The sequence below is a fragment of the Phocaeicola sp. ICN-14070 genome (assembly GCF_037892625.1).
In the GTDB taxonomy this organism is placed as follows: domain Bacteria; phylum Bacteroidota; class Bacteroidia; order Bacteroidales; family Bacteroidaceae; genus Phocaeicola; species Phocaeicola plebeius.
Window position 1 is genome coordinate 28,892 of record NZ_JBBKBF010000012.1, and the last position, 20,389, is coordinate 49,280.

Annotated in this window: 16 protein-coding genes; 9 read left to right on the forward strand and 7 right to left on the reverse strand. The window is 43.3% G+C overall.

Annotated features, from left to right (window positions below; all coding sequences use genetic code 11):
• Positions 1-65 precede the first annotated feature (65 nt).
• On the forward strand, positions 66-1,022 hold the full coding sequence (locus WKT20_RS05560; protein ID WP_118026213.1) for an NAD(P)-dependent oxidoreductase: 957 nt from the start codon (positions 66-68) through the stop codon (positions 1,020-1,022).
• A 73-nt stretch (positions 1,023-1,095) separates the two neighbouring features.
• Here the strand turns inward: WKT20_RS05560 and WKT20_RS05565 are convergent, their stop codons facing one another.
• Both WKT20_RS05565 and WKT20_RS05570 read right to left on the reverse strand, forming a co-directional pair.
• Entirely contained in the window at positions 1,096-1,809 is a 714-nt protein-coding gene (locus tag WKT20_RS05565) for a FadR/GntR family transcriptional regulator (RefSeq protein WP_118026214.1), read from the reverse strand.
• 132 nt (positions 1,810-1,941) lie between these two features.
• Positions 1,942-3,270, reverse strand: coding sequence for an OmpP1/FadL family transporter (locus WKT20_RS05570; RefSeq protein WP_118441213.1), 1,329 nt, complete (start codon positions 3,268-3,270; stop codon positions 1,942-1,944).
• Between the two features lie 213 nt (positions 3,271-3,483).
• On the opposite strand from WKT20_RS05570, the gene WKT20_RS05575 reads away from it, so the two are divergent.
• Both WKT20_RS05575 and ffh read left to right on the forward strand, forming a co-directional pair.
• Entirely contained in the window at positions 3,484-4,806 is a 1,323-nt protein-coding gene (locus WKT20_RS05575; protein ID WP_007561256.1) for an MATE family efflux transporter, read from the forward strand.
• A gap of 66 nt (positions 4,807-4,872) precedes the next feature.
• Positions 4,873-6,198, forward strand: a complete 1,326-nt coding sequence (gene ffh, locus WKT20_RS05580) for a signal recognition particle protein (protein ID WP_117673936.1) — start codon at positions 4,873-4,875, stop codon at positions 6,196-6,198.
• A gap of 72 nt (positions 6,199-6,270) precedes the next feature.
• On the opposite strand, the gene WKT20_RS05585 is transcribed toward ffh, so the two are convergent.
• A complete protein-coding gene (locus WKT20_RS05585) occupies positions 6,271-7,440 on the reverse strand; it encodes an exo-beta-N-acetylmuramidase NamZ family protein (protein WP_445323265.1) in 1,170 nt (389 codons plus the stop codon).
• 69 nt (positions 7,441-7,509) lie between these two features.
• On the opposite strand from WKT20_RS05585, the gene WKT20_RS05590 reads away from it, so the two are divergent.
• Complete coding sequence (locus WKT20_RS05590) at positions 7,510-8,046, forward strand: HD domain-containing protein (protein ID WP_007562811.1); 537 nt, start codon at positions 7,510-7,512, stop codon at positions 8,044-8,046.
• 191 nt (positions 8,047-8,237) lie between these two features.
• Positions 8,238-10,877 carry a putative LPS assembly protein LptD gene (locus tag WKT20_RS05595; protein WP_340417014.1) on the forward strand — a complete coding sequence of 880 codons (2,640 nt, stop codon included), beginning with the start codon at positions 8,238-8,240 and terminating at the stop codon, positions 10,875-10,877.
• Here the strand turns inward: WKT20_RS05595 and WKT20_RS05600 are convergent.
• From WKT20_RS05600 to uvrA, 3 genes are read right to left on the reverse strand one after another with little or no spacing between them, the layout of a single operon-like run.
• Positions 10,874-11,611: a nucleotidyltransferase family protein gene (locus WKT20_RS05600; RefSeq protein ID WP_118163744.1), complete on the reverse strand. Its 738-nt coding sequence runs from the start codon at positions 11,609-11,611 to the stop codon at positions 10,874-10,876. The genes WKT20_RS05595 and WKT20_RS05600 overlap by 4 nt on opposite strands.
• Positions 11,608-13,038, reverse strand: a complete 1,431-nt coding sequence (locus tag WKT20_RS05605) for a RapZ C-terminal domain-containing protein (protein WP_340417003.1) — start codon at positions 13,036-13,038, stop codon at positions 11,608-11,610. The genes WKT20_RS05600 and WKT20_RS05605 overlap by 4 nt, the downstream gene beginning before the upstream one ends.
• Positions 13,039-13,055: 17 nt before the next feature.
• On the reverse strand, positions 13,056-15,827 hold the full coding sequence (gene uvrA, locus WKT20_RS05610) for an excinuclease ABC subunit UvrA (RefSeq protein ID WP_340417004.1): 2,772 nt from the start codon (positions 15,825-15,827) through the stop codon (positions 13,056-13,058).
• A gap of 307 nt (positions 15,828-16,134) precedes the next feature.
• On the opposite strand from uvrA, the gene WKT20_RS05615 reads away from it, so the two are divergent.
• From WKT20_RS05615 to WKT20_RS05625, 3 genes are read left to right on the forward strand one after another with little or no spacing between them, the layout of a single operon-like run.
• On the forward strand, positions 16,135-16,947 hold the full coding sequence (locus tag WKT20_RS05615) for an ABC transporter ATP-binding protein (protein ID WP_340417005.1): 813 nt from the start codon (positions 16,135-16,137) through the stop codon (positions 16,945-16,947).
• Positions 16,944-17,663, forward strand: coding sequence for a hypothetical protein (locus WKT20_RS05620; RefSeq protein ID WP_340417006.1), 720 nt, complete (start codon positions 16,944-16,946; stop codon positions 17,661-17,663). The genes WKT20_RS05615 and WKT20_RS05620 overlap by 4 nt, the downstream gene beginning before the upstream one ends.
• 4 nt (positions 17,664-17,667) lie before the next feature.
• Complete coding sequence (locus WKT20_RS05625) at positions 17,668-18,042, forward strand: GntR family transcriptional regulator (RefSeq protein ID WP_117673945.1); 375 nt, start codon at positions 17,668-17,670, stop codon at positions 18,040-18,042.
• On the opposite strand, the gene WKT20_RS05630 is transcribed toward WKT20_RS05625, so the two are convergent.
• The gene (locus WKT20_RS05630; protein WP_117673946.1) at positions 18,037-19,596 is read right to left on the reverse strand and encodes an ATP-binding protein; all 1,560 of its coding nucleotides are present in this window, start codon (positions 19,594-19,596) and stop codon (positions 18,037-18,039) included. The two genes, WKT20_RS05625 and WKT20_RS05630, sit on opposite strands and share 6 nt — an antisense overlap.
• Positions 19,597-19,844: 248 nt before the next feature.
• Between WKT20_RS05630 and WKT20_RS05635 the strand changes: the two genes are divergently transcribed.
• Entirely contained in the window at positions 19,845-20,357 is a 513-nt protein-coding gene (locus tag WKT20_RS05635) for an RNA polymerase sigma-70 factor (RefSeq protein WP_117748309.1), read from the forward strand.
• Positions 20,358-20,389 lie beyond the last annotated feature (32 nt).

Sequence of the window (20,389 nt, forward strand, 5' to 3'; positions counted from 1 at the left end):
AAATAAATGATTGGTTAGGAGAGAGGGAGGAGAAATCCTCTCTCTCGTTTTTTTATGTTATATTTATGTATAAAGTCCTGATTACACATTCTTTACCTTATAAGGGTGTTGAACTTTTATATGAAAATTTTCACGTTATCATTCCTGAATGTGGTATGATAGATGGTGTTTTGTTGGATGAACATTTAAAGGATTGTGATGCGTTGCTTTGCACTTATGCTTTTAAGGTTACAAAAAGGGTTATCGATAAAGCACATAACCTGAAGATTATTGCAAATTTTGGAATTGGATGCGATAATATAGATGTGGATTATGCTAAATCAAAAGGAATATGTGTTACAAATTCACCAGGAATGGCTGCAGAGTATACGGCGGAACTCACCTTAGCTTTGATGTTGAACGTAATGAGAAAAGTGAAAGAAAATGATTTGAAAATTAGAGGCTGTAGTGGACGTAATGTAATTGATGTTATGTCTAATTTGGGTAATACATTATATGGTAAAACATTGGGACTAATTGGAATGGGGAATATTGCTCAAGCTGTAGCAAGAAGAGCTAAAGTATTTGGACTAAAAATAATTTATTATTCCAGACATCGTGTTGATTTGAGTGTAGAAAGTAATTTATCTTTGGAATGGAGAGAATCTATGTCAGATTTGCTTAGAGATGCCGATATTATTTCGCTTCATATACCTGCAGTGTCCAAGAATAAGTTAATGAGTGAGCAAGAATTCAAATTGATGAAGCCTAACTCAGTGTTGATAAATACAGCTAGGGGGGCGCTTGTTGATGAAGGGGCTTTGATTAAAGCTCTTAAAGAGCATTGGATTTATGGTGCGGCATTAGATGTTTTTGAAAATGAAGATGAGATAAATCCTCAACTTTTGATGCTTGATAATGTATTGTTGTCTCCACATAATGGAACTGGAACCATTGAAGCAAGAGTGCAAAGTGCAATGAAAGCGTCATTGAATATATATAACTATTTTTATTTGGATAAAAAAGATTTGAATGCTGTGTGATGATTTTGAGGAATAGGATAAAGCTAAAAAATCGAATAGAAGGGTTAATGATTCCTGCTATTCGATTTTTTGATTATATAATGATATGCTGGCTTTTGGCAAATGTCAGGACCCCTGTTAGGTGTTGAGACATAATGTTTGCAGCAGATTCGATGTCATTATTTTTTATATGTTCAAATAGAAGTCGATGTTCACTAATAGGAATGTCATGATTGGACTGGCATACCTGAAATTTGTTGTAATTAATCATTATATCAGGAGTGATAGTCTGCATCATTGATTTTAAAACTGAATTTTTTGAAGCTTCTGCAATGGTGAGATGAAATTGAAAATCCTCTTCTAAAGCTGAACCGTGAGAACGGACTTTTTCAATGTACGCATTCATGGCTTTTTCTATTTTTTCCAGATCGTGGTCAGTTCTTCTTAATGCAGCAAAACGTGCAGCGTTGATTTCAAGAATTGTTCTCATTTCTACCAAAGAAAAGAAATCGCAATTGTCAATTTTTAGAATATCATTAATAAGACTTCCAAATGCATGAGTTTCTATACCAGTGATTACGGAACCACTTTGTGGCATAGTTTTTATTATTTTATAAAACTCTAGGCGTTTGAATGCAGTTCTAATAGTTGATCTGCTGACCTGAAACTTTTCAGCTAATTTCCTTTCTGCTGGAAGCCTGTCACCGGGTTTTAAATATTCTCTATTTATTAAACTTCTAATTTGTTTAATTATATCTTCTACCGCATCATCACATGCTGGATTGATAAATTCTAAAATATCTGTCATTGTTGTTGCAATAAATGATTTTAAATGGGTGCTGCAAAATTACATAACAATCTGTGTAACACAAAATCATATTGTTTTTTTGTCATATTTCTCATCTAAAATGATTTTTGCTTATAATACTTATTAAGATTTTTAGAATTTATAATTCAGACTTAATCCGAATACTTTGTTCGTGCGGTTGTAAATGTCGGTTCCTTTCAGACCTGTACCATTGTAGCTATCTGTTTCTTTGGTGTATTTGTTGTAATGTGTCCAAAAATAGGCCACATCAATGCTCCATGCTTGTGTAAGGTTGACTCTGGCACCAAATCCCAATGAGTAAGAGTCGCATGAGAAACTGGTGTCAGTTTGGAAATCATCACTCAGGCCATAGTTTGTTTTTTGGAAACCACCGCTGACAGTCAGTCGTTTGGTAATGTCCCATTCCATACCGGCAAGGTATTCGTGAGTACCATGCTTCAAGGTTTTCTGTCGGTCGTTCAGCATGCCTGCATGTTTATCATCATAAAAGTGATACTCCACAGAAGCACGGAGGTTAGGCAAAATTTCGTATCCGGCAGCTACGCTCAGGTAAGCGGGAATATCGCTGGGAGTCTGTTCTCCGTCTGCATAAGGTTCTATGACTGCTTCTGGAGTACCTGTAGGCACTTCCAGCGTGTGAGTCTGGTTCTCAATGTTCAGGTTTGTCTTGAATTCATATTTGGCAGCCAGGTTCCAGCGTCCTAGTTTAGCGTCTACGCCAATGATGGGAGTCAGTCCCCATCCGCTTTGGTCACAGTCCAGTTCTAGGTTTGCTAACTGAGCTCCACCTAAACTTTCTTTCATATATGCTTTTAAGTAACCTTCATAACCACTCTTTACGTAGTTCATTCGGCCGCCGGCAAACACACTCAGCCAGTCATTGATTTTGTAGCTCAATCCCAACTGTACTCCGTAAATGTATTGCTTCCCATCCATAGAAGTATTGATGTCGTACATCTGGGGAGTTACTTGTCCGCCAGTTTGCTGGTAAATCATCCCCATAGCTAATGCATCGAACATTGGAAGACCGTTGCTGAATGAAGCTTTTCCTCCACCGCCGGTAATGGCAAAGCTGGCAGAGATTACCCAATTATCCTTTTTATATAATCCTTGAAAGCTCGGGATGAAGGGAGCAGAAGCTGTTCCTTTGTACAGTCGGCTACCGTCTGTTCCGTCAGCTTGCTGAAAGAGCGGGAAAGTAGCGTCAATTTCACGGGCCTGATAAGCACTTTGTCCGGTCAGTGACAGGTAGAATCCCTCGTGCGAAAGGAAAGAAAGTCCTGCGGGGTTACTGTACACGCCATCTATATCAATAGAAGCTCCTCGGGCTATCATTCGGAGGAATGCGGCATTTTGATTGGTGTTGGTCAGATAATCTCCCGCGAAAGTCGGGAAAGAGATACACAGTGTCGCTGCACTGATGAATAGAAGTTTTTTCATTCGTTTCTAGGTTGTTTGTTAAAAATCGGCTGCAAAAATAGTGTTAAATTGCACACAAACCAACGAAATGAGTAAAAATTATTCTATTTGAAATTGTTTTATTTGAAACTAAGCGGTAGGAAAGGTATTTAAGTGTTTTTTGTGTAGTTCTGGTTTTAAAAGTGTATCTTTGCAAAAGTATGCAATTCCCAATCATTTTTATTATTTTGAAATATGTACACCAATAAGGAAATCTGGCGTGTTACTTATCCTATTTTTCTGGGCTTATTGGCGCAAAATGTGATAAATGTGACCGATACAGCTTTTTTAGGGCGTGTGGGTGAAGTCGCTTTGGGGGCAGCTGCCATGGGCGGATTGCTCTACATTTGTGTTTATACCATTGCTTTTGGTTTTAGTGTCGGTTCGCAGATTCTGATAGCCCGTCGCAATGGAGAAGGAAACTATCGGGCAGTGGGCCCTATCATGTGGCAGGGAACGGCTTTCAGTTTCGGGATGGCGGTTTGTCTGCTGATACTGATGTATTTTTCTGCCGCTCCGTTGATTCGGTTACTGATTACTTCGGATTCTATTTACGGGGCTACGTATGAATTTTTTACCTGGCGTATTTGGGGATTCCTTTTTGCTTTTGTAAACGTAATGTTTCGTGGACTTTATATCGGCATTACTCGTACTAAAGTGCTGACCATGAATGCAGTCGTAATGGCTTTGGTGAATGTGGTACTTGATTACGCCTTGGTATTCGGAGAATTAGGCTTACCGGAAATGGGGGTACGTGGTGCCGCCTTGGCTTCTGTCATAGCCGAAGCTTCTTCGTTGCTCTTCTTTTTGCTTTATACCTATTATAAAGTAGACCTGAAAAAATATGGACTGAATCGTTTTGGACAGTTCGATTTAAGTATGGTGCTGCGTATCCTTCGCATATCTTGTTTTACGATGGTACAGTATTTTCTGGCCATGGCCATCTGGTTTGTCTTCTTTATGGCCCTTGAACGACTCGGACAGCGGCAGCTGGCGGTGGCTAATATCGTACGAAGTGTATATGTAGTACTGCTGATTCCCGTGCAGGCACTTTCCACTACAGCCAATACGCTGGTGAGCAATCTGATAGGTGCCGGTGGTTCATCTGGGGTAGTCACCTTATTGCATAAAATATCCCGGATGTCGTTCTTGATTATGGTAGTGTGCGTAGGCTTGTGCGTGGCGTTTCCCGGAAGTATCTTGTCGGTTTATACAAATGAAGAAGCCTTGCTGGTAGAATCTGTGTCGGCATTGTACGTGGTATGTGGGGCCATGTTGATTGCTTCACTGGCCAATGTGTACTTCAATGGCATATCTGGAACAGGCAATACACAGGCGGCGCTGGTATTGGAAATTTTTGTACAAGTTTTTTATGCACTTTATATCATTGTAGTGGGCATGGTCATCCAGGCTCCAGTGGACGTATGTTTCACTACGGAAGTAATTTATTACGTATTGATGTTAGGTTCCAGTCTCATTTATCTGAAAAAAGCAAAATGGCAGAACAAAAAGATTTGAGCATACTGATTTTTTTGTAATTTTGCACGCTGGAAATTTTTGATAATAAATAAAAAAGCAACATATATGTTCGATAATTTAAGTGAAAGACTAGAACGGTCGTTTAAGATATTGAAAGGTGAAGGTAAAATCACCGAAATCAATGTGGCCGAAACCTTGAAGGATGTACGTCGTGCATTGCTGGATGCGGACGTGAATTATAAAGTAGCCAAGAACTTTACAGATACGGTAAAGGAAAAGGCATTGGGACAGAATGTATTGACAGCTGTCAAGCCCAGTCAGTTGATGGTGAAGATTGTACACGATGAGCTGACTACCTTGATGGGTGGGGATACTGCCGAAATTGAATTGAAAGGTCGTCCGGCTGTTATCTTGATGTCAGGTTTGCAGGGTTCAGGTAAGACTACCTTCTCTGGTAAGCTGGCCCGTATGATGAAGTCAAAGAAGAACCGTAAACCTTTGCTGGTAGCGTGCGACGTATATCGTCCGGCTGCAATTGAGCAGTTGAAAGTGCTCGGCCAGCAGGTAGAAGTTCCTGTATATAGCGAACTGGACAGTAAAGATCCTGTACAGATTGCCTTGAATGCCATTCAGGAAGCAAAAGCAAAAGGATATGACTTGGTAATTGTCGATACTGCCGGACGTCTGGCTATTGATGAACAGATGATGAACGAGATTGAAGCTATCAAGAAAGCTATCAATCCGGATGCTACGCTGTTCGTGGTAGATGCCATGACCGGACAGGATGCGGTAAATACAGCTCGTGAGTTTAATGAACGCTTGGATTTCACCGGTGTAGTATTGACTAAGTTGGATGGTGATACCCGTGGTGGTGCGGCCCTGTCTATCCGTACGGTAGTCAACAAGCCGATTATGTTCGTGGGTACCGGTGAGAAACTGGATGCCGTAGATCAGTTCCACCCGGCTCGTATGGCCGACCGTATCTTGGGTATGGGTGATATTGTGTCACTGGTAGAACGTGCGCAGGAACAGTACGATGAGGAAGAAGCGAAACGCTTGCAGAAGAAGATTCAGAAAAACCAGTTCGACTTCAATGACTTCCTGACTCAGATTCACCAGATTAAGAAGATGGGTAACCTGAAGGAACTGGCTTCCATGATTCCGGGTGTAGGAAAAGCCATTAAGGACATTGATATCGACGATAATGCGTTCAAGAGCATTGAAGCCATTATTTATTCTATGACTCCGGAAGAACGTACTCATCCGGAAATTCTGAATGGAACACGTCGTACACGTATCGCAAAGGGTAGTGGAACAAGTATTCAGGAAGTAAACCGTCTTCTGAAGCAGTTCGACCAGACTCGTAAGATGATGAAGATGGTAACTGGCAGCAAGATGGCTGGCATGATGCAGAAGATGAAAAAGAAATAATCGTGCAGATTAAGATAGTGAAAAGCGGACAGCAGGAGTCTTTAAAGGAACTACCTGCTGTCCGCTTGTTTTTTATTCATATAGTAAATATTTTTTGCGTAAGGCACGGTAAGCTTGCAAACTTGGTTCCCATGCCTGGCGTATTTCGGACTCCGTTTTTCCCTGAAGTATGTCCTTTCGTACCTGTGAGGTACCCATTAGCAGGTCAAACCACTGGGGACGGCTAAAGAAACGCTTTTCAGCATCTGGATACAGTTTCTGATAAAGTCGATAAAACTGCAGGAGGTATTTTAGAGAGAAGCCTTGAGGCAGCTCTTTCTCTGTACGCAGGTCAAGGCCAAAGCAGGTCTGATTCTGATGAAGCGGATGCTTGTCGAACCCTTTTAAAGAGAGTGGGATAAACTGAAACCAGAATAAATCCTTTAGTGCCGGAGAACCGATGACTTGGAAAGGATAGGTGGTACCTCTTCCGACGCTTACGGAAGTACCCTCAAAAGGGCAGAGTGAAGGGTAGAGCGCAATGGCAAGATCGTTGGGCAAATTAGGAGAAGGTTTTACCGGAAGAGAGTAAGGCTGACCGTGTTTCCATCCTTCCATTCGGATTACTTGCAAACGACATTGCAGACCTTTACCCAACCATCCTTCTCCATTAATCATTCCAGCCATTTCGCCTAAGGTACATCCGTGAAGCAGGGGAATGGGAAGCATGCTCACAAAACTTTTGTATGCTTTTTCTCGTATCGGACCGTCTACATAGTCACATGGATTGGGGCGATCCAGCACAATCAGCTCTTTTTGGTTCTCGGCACAAGCCTGCATTACGTAGTAAAGGGTACTGATGTAAGTATAGAAGCGGGCTCCTACATCTTGTATGTCGAATACCACTACATCCGTGCCTGTCAGCTGTGAAGCTAGCGGTTTCTTGTTTTTCCCATAAAGTGAAAGGATGGGCACTCCCGTGCGGGTATCTTTCCCGTTTTGAATGTATTCTCCGGCATCTGCATCCCCTCGAAATCCATGCTCAGGAGCAAATACACGCACGATTTTTATTTGACTGGTCAGGGTGTCTAGCAGGTGTGTTTTCCCACAAAGAGAAGTATGGTTTACTACTAGAGAAACCCGTTTTCCTTTAAGCAAGGGGAGCAGCTTTTCCAGCTGGTCTGCTCCGTTGCGTACGGTGGCATGTCCTTGAAAAGCTATAAAACAGCCTATACATGCACCCAAAATGTATTTCAAAAAGATTCTTTTCGTGTAACTCATGGAATTTTTGTAGATTTGTGATACTTTTTACAAATATAGCCACATTTATTTATGAATCCACTTGCATTGATTGACAAATATTATCCGGAAGATAATGAGTTAAAACATATTTTGTTGGTACACAGCCGTTCGGTAGCAGATAAAGCCTTGGAAATGGCACGTAAGCATCCGGAACTGAATCTGGATTTGACTTTTATAGAAGAGGCAGCCATGCTTCATGATATTGGTATTTTTATGACGGATGCAGATGGTATTTTCTGTTTTGGAAAGTATCCTTATATTTGTCATGGGTATTTAGGTTCAGAACTGGTAGCTCGCGAAGGTTATCCACGTCATGCGCTGGTGTGTGAGCGTCATACTGGTGCCGGACTTTCTCTTAAGGCGATTATGGAACGTGACCTTCCGGTACCTCACCGTGAAATGATTCCTGTCAGCCTGGAAGAACAGATTATCTGCTTTGCCGACAAGTTTTATTCAAAGACTAAATTAGATAAAGAAAAGAGTGTGGAGAAGGCCCGAAAGAGTATTGAAAAGCATGGGGAAGAGGGCTTGACACGCTTTGATGCTTGGTGTAAACTCTTTTTGTAGAACTAAAAATACATTAAAAAGGAAAGGGTTGACGTTTATTTGTAGGATAATGCTTACTTTTGCACCGCATATTGCGTAAAAAGACGGTGATGACATCATTTAGAAGAACTACATATTTACTGCTATCTCTGTTTGTTTTTGGCTTTTTCTGCTCATTTTATGCCGAAGCACAGCGTGTGAGAGGAAAGCGTATGCGGGGAGGAGAAAAAACCGACTCCCTTCATCGGGATTCTGTGGCGCTTGATTCGCTGGGAATGGACTCTTTGACCGTGGATACCACAAAGAAAAAAGAACCCCTGGATGCGCCGGTCATTTATGAGGCAAGCGATTCTATTGTCTTTACAAAGGATGGATATGCGCACCTTTATGGGGAAGGTAAGGTGAATTACCAGAACATTGAACTGACTTCTGCGGTAATTACCATGAATATGGATAGCAGTACCGTCTTTGCTAAGGGGGTAGCCGATACGACAGGAGTGGAAACGGGTACGCCGATTTTCAAGGATGGAGAAACTCCGTATGAGTCTAAAATTATGCGTTATAATTTCAAGACTAAAAAAGGTTTTATCAATAACATTGTCACACAGCAGGGTGAAGGATATGTCACTAGTGAGGAGGGAAAGAAAGGAGCAGATGATGAGATTTACATGCGTCATGGTAAATATACTACTTGTGACAATCATGAACATCCTCATTTTTACTTGCGGCTTTCTATGGCAAAGGTACGTCCGAAGAAAAACGTGGTATTCGGACCAGCACAACTTGTGGTAGAAGATGTGCCTTTACCCATTGCCGTACCTTTTGGCTTCTTCCCGTTCAATAGCAGTTATTCTTCAGGATTTATCATGCCGACGTATGGTGATGAAATGAACCGTGGTTTCTATTTGCGTGACGGTGGTTATTATTTTGCCATCAGCGACCAGATGGACTTGAAGGTGTTGGGAGAAATCTTTACGAAGGGCTCATGGGGTTTGTCGGCTGCATCTAACTATAACAAGCGTTATAAATTCAGCGGCTCCTTCAATGCCAGCTATCTGGTGACAAAGACGGGTGAGAAGAATATGCCCGATTATTCCGTATCGAAAGACTTCCGTATCCAGTGGAGTCATCGTCAGGATGCCAAGGCTAACCCGAACAGCTCGTTCTCTGCCAGTGTGAACTTTGCTACCAGTAGTTATGACCGTTCTAGTTTGAGTAGTTTGTATAATCCGCAACAGTATTCTCAGAATACCAAGGCTTCCAGTGTGAGCTATTCGCGGAACTTCCCGGAAATTGGATTGAATATTTCAAGTACATTCAATATCACACAGAATACGCGTGACTCTTCTTTGAGTATGACGTTGCCCGACGTAAACATCTCATTGAACCGTATTTATCCGTTCAAACGTAAAAAATCGGTAGGAGATGAACGTTGGTATGAAAAGATTTCATTGCAATATACCGGAAGTATTACCAACTCCATCAGTACAAAGGATAATCTGTTGTTTAAGACACCTTTGACACAGTGGGAGAATGGTATGCAGCACAAGATTCCGGTTTCGGCTACTTTCAACTTGTTCAAGTACATCAACATCGTTCCTTCGTTCAATTATACGGAGCGCTGGTATTTGCGGAAAGTAAAGCAGAGTTATGACCCGAGTCCTGCTTCTACTGACCATGTGAAGCGGGATACCATCAACGGGTTCAACCGTTTGTATGATTATAACTTGTCTTTACAGATGAATACCAAGTTATATGGTATGTACAAGCCTTTGTTCATGAAGAGTAAGGAACTTCAGATTCGTCATGTCTTTACCCCTACTGTTAGCTATACCTATACGCCAGACTTTGGAAAATCACGTTATGGCTATTATGATACCTATACTTATACGGATGAGGATGGTGAAGTGCGTACCGTAGAATATTCTCCTTATGAAGGAGCTGTATACGGCTATCCGGGAAAGAATATGTCACAGAACATTAGCTTCTCGGTAGATAATAACATTGAAATGAAGATGAAGTCGGATAAGGATACCACTGGTTATAAGAAAATAAGTTTGATTGACCAGTTGGGAGCTTCTCTTTCTTACGACGTAGCCAACAAGCGGTGGAGTGACTTGAGCATGAATCTTCGCTTGAAGTTGACCAAGAGTTATACGTTTAATATGAATGCTTCATTCGCTACGTATGCCTATGAATTTGATGAGAATGGTAATGTAGTGGTGGGTGACCGTACAGAATGGTCTTATGGACGTTTTGGACGTTTTCAGGGGTACAGTGGTTCATTCTCTTATACCTTGAACAACGATACTTTCAAGAAACTCTTCGGAAAGAAAGAAGAGGATGAAAAGAACAAGGACAATAAAGGGAAGGAAGAAAATGAAGACGAGGAGACAGATGAAGAAACGGAAGAACAAAATAACAACTCCAACATGCGAAAGACGGAGAAAGCTTCTGTCGATTCAGATGGTTACCTGGCTTTCAAGTTCCCGTGGAGTGTCAGCTTGAGTTATAGCTACAGTATTCGTGAAGACCGTTCGAAGGACATTAACATCAAGACCATGCGTTATCCGTATTCATTGACGCATTCATTGAATGTATCGGGTAACTTCAAGATTGGTAGCCGTTGGAATATGACCTATTCTACCGGATACGACTTTACCTCCAAGGAGATGTCTATGACAACCTTGAACATTACCCGTGATTTGCACTGCTTTAATATGAGTTGCGGATTGGTGTTCGGTCCGTTTACTTCTTATAACTTCTCTATCCGTGCCAATTCCAGTATGCTGACCGATGCCCTGAAGTGGGATCAGCGAAGCAATACGGGTAGTGCAGTTACCTGGTATTAATCCTTTAGGAATTCTTCGGCCCGGGCCAATGTGTCCGGTTTGCCGATGTCAATAAGTTGCAAGTCTTCTTTGATGTATCCTCCGAACTGGAGTTGCCGGCAGGTGTGCAGATAAAAATCCATGATGGGAAATTTACCGTTCCATGTCTCTCCCTCCATGTAGCGAAACAGATCCGGTGAAATTACATGGATGCCGCTGAATGCATATTCGTGGTATTGGCCTGGTTCGTACACAAATCCTTCCGGCTTGGTTTGCAGGGTATCCTTGTGAATCCAGCCCTGCAGGCGGTTGTCTGTATCGAACAACAGGTAGCGTGAGGTTTTGCGCGGGCTGACCAGCAAGGTAGCTTGATTCTGGCTCTTCCGATGAAAATCATAGACCTCTTTCAGGTCGGCATTCGACAGAATGTCTACGTTGTGTACCAAGAACGGTTCCGTTCCTGTAAAGAAGGTTGCCGCTTTTTTGATACCGCCCCCTGTGTCGAGTAACTTGTCACGCTCGTCGCTGATATGAATCGTCAGTCCGAAATTCTGGTTGGCTTTCAGAAAATCGATAATCTGTTCTCCGAAATGGTGAATGTTGATGACCAGTTCGGTAAATCCCGCTTTTTTCAGTTTGAGAATCACATGTTCCAGCATGGGACGTCCAGCTACCGGTACTAAGGCCTTGGGCATGTGGTCGGTCAGCGGTTTGAGCCGGGTACCCAGTCCGGCAGCAAATATCATGGCTTTCATTTGGCTTTCAGTAATTGGTCTATTTGTTGTTCCCGATGAATCAGGTGTACATTAATTTTAAATTTTTCATGCAAGTGCATTGCTGTGTGCTGGGCAGAGTACACGGAGCGGTGTTGTCCTCCGGTGCATCCGAAGCAAATCATCAGGTGTGAGAATCCACGTTCCAGGAAACGCTGCACGTGGGCATCCACCAGAGAGTCGGTATGACGAAGGAACTCTGTAATCTCTCCGTCCTTCTCTAAAAATTCGATGACCGGTGCATCCAGTCCTGTAAGCGATTTGTACTGTTCGTAGCGTCCGGGGTTGTGTACGGCGCGGCAGTCGAACACGTACCCTCCACCATTTCCGCTTTCGTCTGCCGGAATACCTTTCCGGTAAGAGAAACTCATCACCGTGACCGTCAGGTTACGGCGGTTGCGTGCAGCAGCAAACTGTTTCAGTTCTGTCATGCGCTGCAATACCTCGCAGAGATAAGGATATTCCGGAAAACCCTCTTGCAATAACTGGCGCAGATTTTCAATGGCAAAAGGAATGCTCTCAATGAAATGAGCCTTTTTCTCGAAGTAGCCGCGGAAGCCGTAAGCTCCCAGTACTTGTAGCGTGCGGAACAATACGACATGACGCAGACGGGACAGGAACACTTCCTTTTCTATCTGTTTGTAGGGACGCAGTGCTTCCAGGTACTCGTCAATCAATTCCTGGCGTAGGCTATCCGGATAGTTGGCCTTGGCTTGCCAGAGGAAAGAAGCCACGTCGTAATACAGCGGTCCTTTTCTTCCTCCTTGGAAATCAATTAAGTAAGGCTCTCCATCCTTCACCATGATGTTACGGCTCTGGAAGTCGCGATACATGAATACCGGTTGGGTTTCCATGCTTTCTATCAGTGTCTGGCAAAGGGCTTCGAAATCGTCTTCTAACAAATCCTCTCTGAATTCCACTCCCGTAGCTTTCAGAAAACAGTATTTAAAGTAGTTCAAGTCCCACAGAATGCTTCTGTGATTAAACTCTACCGCCGGATAGCATTTTCCGAAATCCAGTTCTTGTGCCCCTTCAAACTGTATGCGGGGTAGTAACCGGATGACTTTCTTCAGCAAGTCCTTTTCCGTTGAGTCAAACTCTCCGGTTTCTCTTCCGTGTGCGATAAGCTGGAACAGAGAATCTGTTCCTAAATCATCCTGCAGGTAACAGAGTCTGTCGTGGGAAACGGCATGCACCGTCGGTACGGGTAAATGCTGTGCCTGAAAATAATGCGACAGGTAGATGAAGGCCTCGTTTTCTTCGCGTGAAGTACCGCATACCCCGATAAGGGTCGGAGTACCCTTCAGGCGGTAGTAGCTTCTGTTGGAGCCTGCTCCCGGCAATGCTTCCACGCTTTCCGGAGCATGACCGGTGAATAGGCTGTATAGGGTTTCAAGAGTTTGAGTCATGTGTCTGTTCGTTAAGATTACTGATTGAGTTTTTCTGCCAGGTATTGTCCCGTATAGGAAACCGCACATTTAGCCACTTCCTCCGGTGTGCCGGTTGCCACGAGATTTCCTCCCATGTCGCCACCTTCCGGACCGAGGTCAATCACATGGTCAGCGCATTTGATGACATCCATGTTGTGTTCGATGATGACCAGCGTATGTCCCCGACTGATGAGGGCATCGAAAGCTTCCAACAGTTTCTTGATGTCATGGAAGTGCAAGCCAGTCGTCGGTTCGTCGAACACGAAAATGGTAGGCTGTGCCTTTTCGATGCTGAGGAAGTACGCCAGTTTCACGCGCTGGTTTTCTCCTCCCGAGAGGGTAGACGAAGACTGTCCCAGCTTGATGTAACCCAGTCCCACATCCTGTAGCGGGCGCAACTTCTTGACAATCTTCTTCTGGTTGTGTTCCGTAAAGAACTCGATGGCCTGGTTGACCGTCATTTCCAGTATGTCGTAAATGTTTTTTCCTTCAAACTTCACTTCCAGCGTGTCATTCTTGAAACGTTTGCCGTGGCATGACTCACATTCCAACACCAGGTCGGCCATAAACTGCATTTCTACCGTTACCGTACCTTCTCCCTTGCATTCTTCGCAACGTCCGCCTTCCGTGTTGAATGAGAAATAGCCTGCGCTGTATCCCATCTGCTTGGCCAGCGGCTGGTCGGCAAATAGTTTGCGGATTTCGTCGTACGCCTTGACGTAAGTTACCGGATTGCTTCGGGAAGACTTTCCGATAGGGTTCTGGTCCACAAATTCGATGTCGTTCACCTGACGGATGTCTCCTTCCAATGAGATGAATTCGCCCGGACGTTCGCTCGATTCACTGTATTCCCGTTTCAGAGCCTTGTAGAAAATGTCGCGTACCAGCGTACTCTTTCCGGAACCGCTGACACCTGTTACTACCGTCATCACGTTAAGTGGGAAGCGCACGTCGATGCCTTTCAGGTTGTTCTCGCGTGCTCCTTTGATTTCGATGAAATTGTTCCACGGACGATGGCTGGCAGGCAGGTCGATGGTCTCTTCTCCTAACAGGTATTTCACGGTATAGCTGTCGCTTCCTTTATGTAAGTCTTTCATGTCGCCCTCATACACCACTTGTCCGCCCAGTCGTCCGGCTTTCGGGCCGATGTCGATGATATAATCTGCTGCACGGATGATTTCTTCGTCGTGTTCCACTACCACTACCGTGTTTCCCAATTGCTGTAACTGGCGCAGCACCTTGATAAGGCGGGTAGTGTCACGGCTGTGCAGACCGATGCTTGGTTCGTCAAGAATATGCAATGAGCCTACCAGACTGCTTCCTAACGAGGTGGCCAGATTGATTCGCTGACTTTCACCTCCTGAAAGCGAGTTGCTCAACCGGTTCAGCGTCAGGTAACCCAATCCCACATCCGACAGGAATGTCAGACGGTTCTTGATTTCACTCAGCAGGCGTTGTGCCACGAGGGTGTCGTGTGCATCCAGTGTGAGCGTACGGAAAAACTCCTGTAATTGGGTAATTGGCATTTCCACCAGTTCCGAGATATTCTTTCCCCCCACTCGCACGTAGCTGGCCTCCTTTTTCAGTCGGCTTCCGTGACAGGTAGGGCAAGTCGTTTTTCCCCGGTAGCGGGCTAGCATCACGCGATACTGTATCTTATATTGATTTTCCTCCAGCATTTTGAAGAAAGAGTCGATGCAGACCTTCTCTCTTGGGCCGTGCCAAAGGTAATCTTTCTGTTCCTGTGTCAGTTCATAATAGGGGGCAAAGATAGGGAAATCATGAGCCGGCGCTTCCCGAAGGAACTCGTTCAGCCATTCTCCCATTTTCTCACCTCTCCAGCAAAGTACGGCACCATCGTACACGCTCAGCGCCCGATTAGGCACCACCAGGTGTTCATCGATACCGATAATCTTTCCGAAACCTTCGCACGTAGGGCAGGCTCCCAGCGGAGAGTTGAATGAGAACATCTGGTCGTTCGGTTCTTCAAACTTGATACCGTCGGCTTCAAACTTGGTACTGAATACATGCAGGCGAGTGTCATCCGACAAATAGAAACGGAGCATACATGTGCCGTCACCTTCGTACATAGCCGTCTCGGCAGAATCCGTCAGTCGGCTGATAGCATCCTTGCTATCATCACAGCTCATGCGGTCCACTAACAGATACACCTTGTCGTTCTCATTGTAGGTATAATCCTCAATGCGTACCATTTCGCCGTCCACCTCTAGTCGGGTAAAGCCCTGCTTCATATCCATGTCCAGCTGTTCTGCCACACTTCTTCCGTCACGGGGAAGGATAGGCGTCAGTACGGTATAGCGTGTGCCTTTCGGGTAAGACAGCATGCAGTTTACGATGTCTTCCACACTGTCCTTCTTCACCAGTTGTCCGCTTACGGGGGAATACGTTTTTCCCACCCGTGCGAAAAGCAGGCGCAGGTATTCATAAATTTCCGTCGAGGTACCCACGGTAGAACGCGGGTTGCGGCTCGTCACTTTCTGTTCAATGGCGATGGCAGGTGGAATCCCTTTGATAAAGTCACATTCCGGTTTGCTCATACGTCCGAGAAACTGGCGGGCGTAAGAAGACAGACTTTCTACATAGCGTCTTTGCCCTTCGGCATACAGCGTATCGAATGCCAGCGACGACTTTCCCGAACCAGACAGTCCGGTAATGACTACCAGCTTGTTGCGTGGAATACGTACGTCGATATTTTTCAGGTTATTCACCCGGGCACCTTTTATGGTAATAAAATCATTTTCTGACATGTATCTTTTCTTGTTAGATGAACATGCGAAGTTACGAAAAATAGCTGGAATTATCAAAGCGAATACTTTCGGAGGGAAAGAAGTCTTTTACGTTTCTCAGCGCGGAACCATATGTTTTCCTTATGCGAAACGTACGGTTCCGCATCGGGAAACGTAGGGTTCACAGAATGGAAACGTAGAAAGTGTGCTGAGGTTTGTTGGATATTGCATCATAATTTCCGTAAAACCATTTGTTTGTTCAAGAAAAAAAGTTATTTTTGCTGTACCACTTTAATGGTACAGTGTAACGATTTTTAATTTAAAGGTTATGGTAGAATTGAGAGGTGTTTCATTTGGGTATCAGTCCGATAAAAATGTATTGGACAATTTGAATCTCCGTTTGAAGGAAGGGAGATTCTATGGTCTGTTGGGAATGAACGGCTCAGGCAAGACCACGCTTTTGAAACTGATTGCTGGTAAGCTTTTCGCTCACGACGGTGAGATTTATGTAGACGGTCGCAACTCCCGGAAAAGGGAGGTAGAAACTTTGAGGGAAGTATTCATGCTGCCAGCTGACTTTATTTTTCCGGATATGAGGCTGGAACACTTTCTTGCCATTTATTCCAAATTCTATCCTAAGTTTCGTGCAGAAGTGCTGGATGACTGTCTGACCAATTTTGAAATACAGTGGGATATTGAACATTTGGACAAATTGTCGTTGGGAGAGAAGCACAAAGTGGCATTCAGTATTGCCTTGTCGCTGGGAACGAAAGTTCTATTATTGGATGAGGCCGCCAATGGAATGGATATTCCGGCACGAAAGATGTTTCGTAAGCTGCTGATGAAGCATGTTCGTGAAGATCAGATAGTGGTTTTGTCTACACACATTGTGCAGGACATTGAAAATCAGTTGACCGATGTGATTGTGTTAAGAAAGGATGCTCCTGTGTATGCGGCTTCTTTGGAGGAAATCGCTAGTCGGTATTCGTTCGGAATCCAAAGTAATGAAGAAGGAGTGCTATATGCAGAAGCTTGTACCGAAGGTTACCATGTAATCACTCATAAGCAGGAAAACATGGATACGGAAGTATCTTTGGAACTGCTGTTTAATGCATTAATCAAGGGAGGAGGAAGGATATGAAAAGTTTTGCAATGAAAGAAATGTGGAAGTTTAGTCAGTTTCAGTTAAAGGAAATGTTTGGCTATGGAAAAAAGAAAGCCTTTATCCAGCTTTTGTTTTTACGCTCTTTTAGTATCTGTGTGTTTTGTGCCTTGGTGTCAGGAGAGAGTTTGAAAGAATGCTTGTCACTCATAGAGCAATTGCTGATACTCCTATCTTATTATTTTACGTTCTGGAGCCTGGTGGAAGATATGCGGAATGACAGAGGTCTGATAAATAAGTTCATGCTTCCGGTCACATTGGCAGAAAAATATGTAAGTTTGTTTTTCAGTACTTTTTTGATAGGTACGGTGATGTTGTTGGGATGTGCGATATTATCGAATATCTTTATGCAACTGGCTATTCCATTGCTTTTTACAGAGGAAACGAACGGACCGGTTCTTCTCTTTTTGGGAGGAGGCTATGGACTTAAGCAACTTATGCTGCAGGTGGTGATTGCTTTTTATGTAGCCCTGTGGACTTTGGTGGTTATGTTGAGGAAACAATACAGCAAAACCCGGTTCTGGCTGATAGTTGTTTTATGTGTTTTGTCTTATGTGTTGCCAGTATTGTGTATGTATGGATTAGGTGCTCCTAAAAGTATCATTAAATACACATGGTCGATTGTTTCTGTGGTTTGGAGCATAGTAGCTGTTATCATGACCTATAAAGGTTTTAGAAAGTTGGAGTTTAGATAGTAAGATGGTAGATTTCAAGCAAGACCGAGCCATTTATCTGCAAATGGCAGAACGAATCTGCGACGAGATACTGGCTGGAAAGTATCATTCAGATGATCGCATACCCAGTGTGCGGGAACAGGCCGTTATGTTCGAAGTCAACACCAATACCGTGGTGAAGACTTACGACCTGCTGTTGCAGTGGGGGATTATCTACACCCGGCGAGGGCTGGGGTATTTTGTGACTGTTGATGCCCTGGAGAAGATAAAACAGACCCGAAGCCTGAAGTTTATGACAGAAAATCTGCCGGAATTGTTCAGTCAGATGAAATTGCTGGATATTTCCATTGATACGGTGGTCAGGAAGTGGGAAGAGTTTAAGGATGGGGAGAAGCTATGAATGGGCTTCTTCCACCACCCATTTTTCAATGTTGCGTGTACGATGGCTGAAGTTTACTCCCAGTTTGTAGACTTTTCTCGTATCCGTGGCAAAAGGCAGTGCATATTGTTTGTCATTGATTTGTTTCAGGGCTTCTTCCGCACTTCCGTCCAGCTTGAACTCCATGACGTAAATATACTGCGCTGTTTTTACTATCAGATCAATGCGTCCTTCTGAGGTATGGTATTCTGCCTGGGTATAAAAGCCTAACAGTTTGAATATAATGAACAATACGTTCTGATAATGTAATTCCAGATCGCGTATTAATTCATAAGGAGTGTCTGTAAAGAAGCTTTGCAGGCGTTTCATAAATGCATCTATTTTGCCGTCCCGTACCTCTTTTACAAAACACATTAATTCAAAAGAGGGATTGCCGGAAGGCATATATGCATAGCAGGGAAGTAAGAAGCGTGTAAACCCTTCTGCCACTTCTTTGTTGGGGAATCCCAGTTTATATACTTTAAATTCTTTGTCATACCCTTTAATCGTAAGGTATCCGCTTTGGTAGAGGATGGGTACGGGATTAGTTTCCATTGTGTCAATACTGCCCAATGAATCGGCAGTTGCTATTTCTTCGGTAAGCCGCTGCAAATTATATTTACTATGCTTTATTAATTCTACGAGGAAAGTCGGCGTACCGGTCTCAAACCAATAGCTTCCAAATTCACGGCTTTTCATAGCATTGAGCAGACTGAAAGGATTATAGATGTCTTCCGAGCGGTATGCAAAATGATATCCGTCATACCATTCTTTCAATTGGTGACAAGTTTCAGCATAAGTTTGTGTGTTATTGTCGGCCAATAACTGGATGTCCTCTGCAAATACTTCTGATAACTCCTTTTCTGTGATTCCACACAAATTGTTATACATAGCCTGTAGAGAAATGTCTTCCAGGTTATTCAGGTCGCTGAATACGCTTACTTTACTGAATTTGGTTACGCCTGTCAGAAGAGCAAACCGAAGATATTTGTCGCAGGTTTTCAATACCCCGTAGAAAGCCTTCAGGGTGTTGCGATAGTTGCAAAGAAGAGTTTCGTTACCGATGGCCTGTAACATCGGTTTATCGTATTCGTCCACTAATACGACTACATTTTTGCTAGTGGTACGGCTGATTTTTTCTATCAGGTAGGCAAAACGTTCTTCTGGAGCCCGATCTTTTTTTTCGTCTCCATAGATTGCTTCCCAACTTTCCAGATGTTGGTTAAGTATAGCATAAAGAGAGGCTTCATTCTCGTATCGTCGTGCATTCAGGTCAAGATGCAGCACTGGATATGCTGTCCATTCTTTTTCCAGTTGTTCCATGGCAAGACCCTGAAACAGTTCTTTTTTACCGGAGAAATAGGCTTCAAGCGTGGAGATGAGCAGGCTTTTTCCGAATCGTCTGGGACGGCTCAGAAAATAATATTTACCACTGTTTGCCAGCTGGTAAATTAATTCAGTTTTGTCTACATAGCAGTAATGATTTTTACGTATCTCTTCAAAACTTTGTATGCCTACCGGATAAATCTTGCTCATGGTTCTATGATTGTGTGATTCAGATAATGCAAATATAAGTTTTTCTTTATAGATAGGCTTTGATTGGTGGGAAGAAATCGTGCGAAATATAGTATTCACTATAAACTCTAGTAGAATCTGTGATATTTAAAGAATGTATAAAGTAAATCTGTTGTGTTTAAATATAATAAAAAACAAGTCCGCTCATAGTGGTAAATCTGATATTCTGAGTTTTCTTAAAAATGCGAATCTATCAATCACACTTGTACATGGACATCAATACAAAAATATTCAGAGATAATTTCCTTCAATATTACCGTCCGCTCTGTCTGTTTGCACTTCATTATCTGAAAGATATAGATGATGCGGAAGATACGGTGCAGGACTGTTTTATGGAATTGTGGAAACGGAAAGAGAAAGGATTTGAAGTGAGTGGTCTTAAATCTTATCTGTACTCTATGGTGAGAAACCGCTGTATAGACATCTTGAAGAAGGATTCACTTATTGATGGCAATGTGCAGCCATCAGACCTTGAGGAAATCCTGTCGGACGAAGAGTGTGAAGAATGGTCTTATGAGGAGGCTCGTATCTGGACTGCTATAGAGGCCTTACCAGAAAAATGCAAGGAGGTGTTCTTGCTGGCTAAGAGGGATGGTATGAAATATGAAGAAATAGCCGTAAGGCTGCATATCTCTGTCAATACAGTAAAAAACCAGGTGAGCAAAGCACTTAAAACGTTGAAGGAAGGTGTGAGAAAGGTGTACCTGTTCTTTTTCGGATAATTTTTTGGTTTCGGCATAGTAGTTTTTATGGT